Source organism: Nocardioides sp. CF8, from assembly GCF_000389985.1.
Taxonomy (GTDB): Bacteria; Actinomycetota; Actinomycetes; order Propionibacteriales; family Nocardioidaceae; genus Nocardioides; species Nocardioides allogilvus.
Map to the genome: position 1 here is coordinate 4,123,958 of NZ_CM001852.1, position 3,103 is coordinate 4,127,060.

Below are 3,103 nucleotides of genomic sequence, written 5' to 3' on the forward strand. Positions count from 1 at the left end.
CCGAGTTACACCACTCCAGGGGACTCTCCCACGGGCGAGCAGAGCACTGGAGTCGCGCATAGTTGCTGAACGCTGATCCTCGCATTGGAGAGGTAGTTTGGCTTTGACTCTGCACGCCCTCAGGCTGTGTCTGCGTCGGCGGCGCGGACCCGCCGAACCAGTCACGCCCGACCCGCTGGGTATGGTCGCGGAGTGCAAGTTCGAGACCTGGCGTGGTTCATCGCAGTCGCTGAGCAGGGCCACGTGACGGAAAGCGCTGCCGCTCTCGGTACGAGCCAGCCGACTCTTTCCCGCGCCATGGCGAAGATGGAGGACGAGCTCGGTGTCGGCCTGCTGAGACGGACGCCGCGTGGCGTTCAGCTGACACCGGCTGGCGAGCTTGTGGTCGCGGCAGCACGTGAGATCACGACCCGTTTCGACCTGCTTCGTGCGGAGCTCGACACGATGCTCGATCCGGAGTCAGGGACCATACGACTCGCGTTCTTGGACTCGATCGCCACGTCGATCGTGCCGCGTGCCCTAGCGGCCGTCCATCGGGACGCGCCGGGCCTCCGCGTCGTCCTTCGTCAGGAGCCGGCACACGCCATCGTTGAAGATCTGGCATCGGGTGTCGTCGACTTGGGGATCACATCGCCGCGACCGCGAGGTCGTGTTGGCTGGCACCCTCTGCAACAGGAGCGCCTCGTCCTGGTTGTGCCGCCCGGACATCGGTTGCGGAATCGTCGCCGAGTCCGGCTCACGGAGCTGGCGGGCGAGGACCTCGTCACCGCGCCTCCGAGCTTCGGCTACCAAGCTCTGGTGGATGGGCTGCTGCGCGAGTCTGGTGTGTCGCCCGCTGTTGCCTTCGAGAGCCAGGACGTCGGTGCCATCGAAGGGCTGGTCTCGGCTGGTCTCGGCGTGGCGATCCTTCCGGAGCCCTTTGCTGGCCTCACCGGTACGAAGGCTATCGCCATCGCCTCGGACGGGGCGCAACGCACCATCGGTCTGGTGTGGCCCACGGATCGTCCGCTCACGTCTCCCGCCGGGCGGTTCCGCGACATCCTCCGCGCCCCCGTGGACCGAGACCTCAACTGACGGGCTAGTCACCTCGGGTTAGCTGCTCGGCGGCAGGACGGTCGGCGGCAGCCCTGGGTGACGGCTTCGAGCATCGAGCGTCGACCGCTTCATCGTGTCGGCCACCAACACGGTGGCGATCACGGTGAGGCCAACGCAGCCGACGATGCATCAGAAGAACACCGATTACATGCCCTCGTACTTGAGGCCCAGGGCAGGGACTCCGTGGTCCCCCGAACACCGCAGCGACCAAGGCATGAGGCATCCCGACTTCAGCGCCCTCATCTTGGTGGGGAACAGCTCGGCATTCACGATCGCGGCGAGGGCCGTGTAGCCGCCAAGGGGATACCAGACCGAGCATCCTCGACGACGACCTGGTGGAGGGTGTCCCACCCCTTGCCCAACTGATCGGCGCAGTTTCGCCCTTTCAAGCAGTTGCAGGTCGACGAGGCTCGGGCCCGTTCACTGCCTTTCCCCAAGACTGGGTCCAAACCGAGTTAAGCTCATCTGTCGACGCTCCTCGAAAACTAGGCCAGTAGCGCTCTCTTGGTTCCCAGCAGTCATTGCAACGCCTGGACGGTTGCGGACGTTAGCAGTGCGCTGAAGAGCTCGGTTGGCGGTCGGTCGCCGAGGATGTGTCTCGGGCGGCCGTTGAGTTCGTGCTCGACCCTGGCGAGGTCGTGTGGTGTGTGGACCGTGAGGTCGGTCGACTTCGGGAAGTACTGGCGCAGCAGGCCGTTGGTGTTCTCGTTCGAGCCGCGCTGCCAGGGACTGGCGGCATCGCAGAAGTAGACCTTCGTGCCGAGTGTGGCGGTGATTTCGAGGTGGCGGGCCATCTCGGTGCCTTGGTCCCACGTCAAGGTCTGACGCAACGAAGCGGGTAGCCCGTCGAGCGCCGTCACCAGCCGGGATCGCAGCGTCGCGGAATCCTGCGCGGGCAGGTGCACCAGCTTCACGTAGCGGGTCTGGCGCTCGACCAGGGTCGCGATGGCCGATCGGTGATGTGGACCGACGATGAGGTCTCCTTCCCAGTGCCCGGCCGCTGACCTGTCGGTGGGCTCGAAGCCACGGTCGTGGATCGACAGCATCGGCTGCGCGAACCTCCGGCCGGCGCGGACGACGCGTGTGTGCCCGCGCCGGTGGTCGCGTGCGGTCCGCAACGGCGACACCGCGTCAACGGTCTTCACGCGGCGCAGGAGCCCGGTCTGGTGGCGGTAGAGCGCTTGGTAGATGCTCTCGGTCGCCAGCCACATGCTCGGGTCCGCAGGGAACTCCCGGCGCAGCGCTCGGCTGATCTGCTGAGGACTCCACCGCACCTTGAGCTTGTCAACGACGAACTCGAACAGCTCCGCCTTCTCCATGATCTTCGTCGGCCGCTCCCGGCGCCGTCGAACCGCGGCCGCACTATGGGCGTGGAAGGGGCGGTACTGCCCCGTCGGATGCAGGTTGCGCCGCAGCTCCCGACTGATCGTCGACGCTGAACGTCCCAGCTCGCGCCCGATCGCCGTAGGCCCAAGGCCGCGGCTGGCCAGGTCAGCGATCCTGACCCGTTCCTCCTCGGACAAGAAGCGCGGGGAGATCTGACGCACGGCGAGGGGTTCGAGCGGTGGCACGAAGGTCACCGTGCCATCCGCGTGCCGCACCCGTGCGCCGTTCTTCCACCGTTGGCCGGCGGACCTCGACACCCCCACCTCCCGGCACGCGGCCCGTAGCGACGAACCCTGCGCCATCAACTCCACGAATCTGCGCCGAGCCTCTGACTTCGGCCGCCTACCCGGCCCCTTCCGAACACGACGCGTTGACAACGATGCCTCCTACGGAATCGGCGTTCGTTGCGATGGTCGCTGGAAACCACCTCTTCGAAAAGTAGGCCACCCGAGCACGATGCATTGGACGATGACATTAGAGGACCGGGCTGAGATCCGGCGGCTGCATGCGCAGGAGCAGTTGTCGATCAGGGCGATCGGGAAGCATGCTGGTGATCGCGCGCGACACCGTTGCTAGGGCGGTGGTCGCGCAGGGGAGAGTCCCCTGGAGTGGTGTAACTCGG

At 66.3% G+C, this 3,103-nt stretch carries 2 protein-coding genes; one reads left to right on the forward strand and one right to left on the reverse strand.

Annotated features, from left to right (window positions below; genetic code table 11):
• Nucleotides 1-192 precede the first annotated feature (192 nt).
• A complete protein-coding gene (locus tag CF8_RS20080; protein WP_036491628.1) occupies nucleotides 193-1,074 on the forward strand; it encodes a LysR family transcriptional regulator in 882 nt (293 codons plus the stop codon).
• A gap of 539 nt (nucleotides 1,075-1,613) precedes the next feature.
• Here CF8_RS20080 and CF8_RS20090 read toward each other — a convergent pair.
• Entirely contained in the window at nucleotides 1,614-2,792 is a 1,179-nt protein-coding gene (locus CF8_RS20090) for an IS30 family transposase (protein WP_084622967.1), read from the reverse strand.
• Nucleotides 2,793-3,103 lie beyond the last annotated feature (311 nt).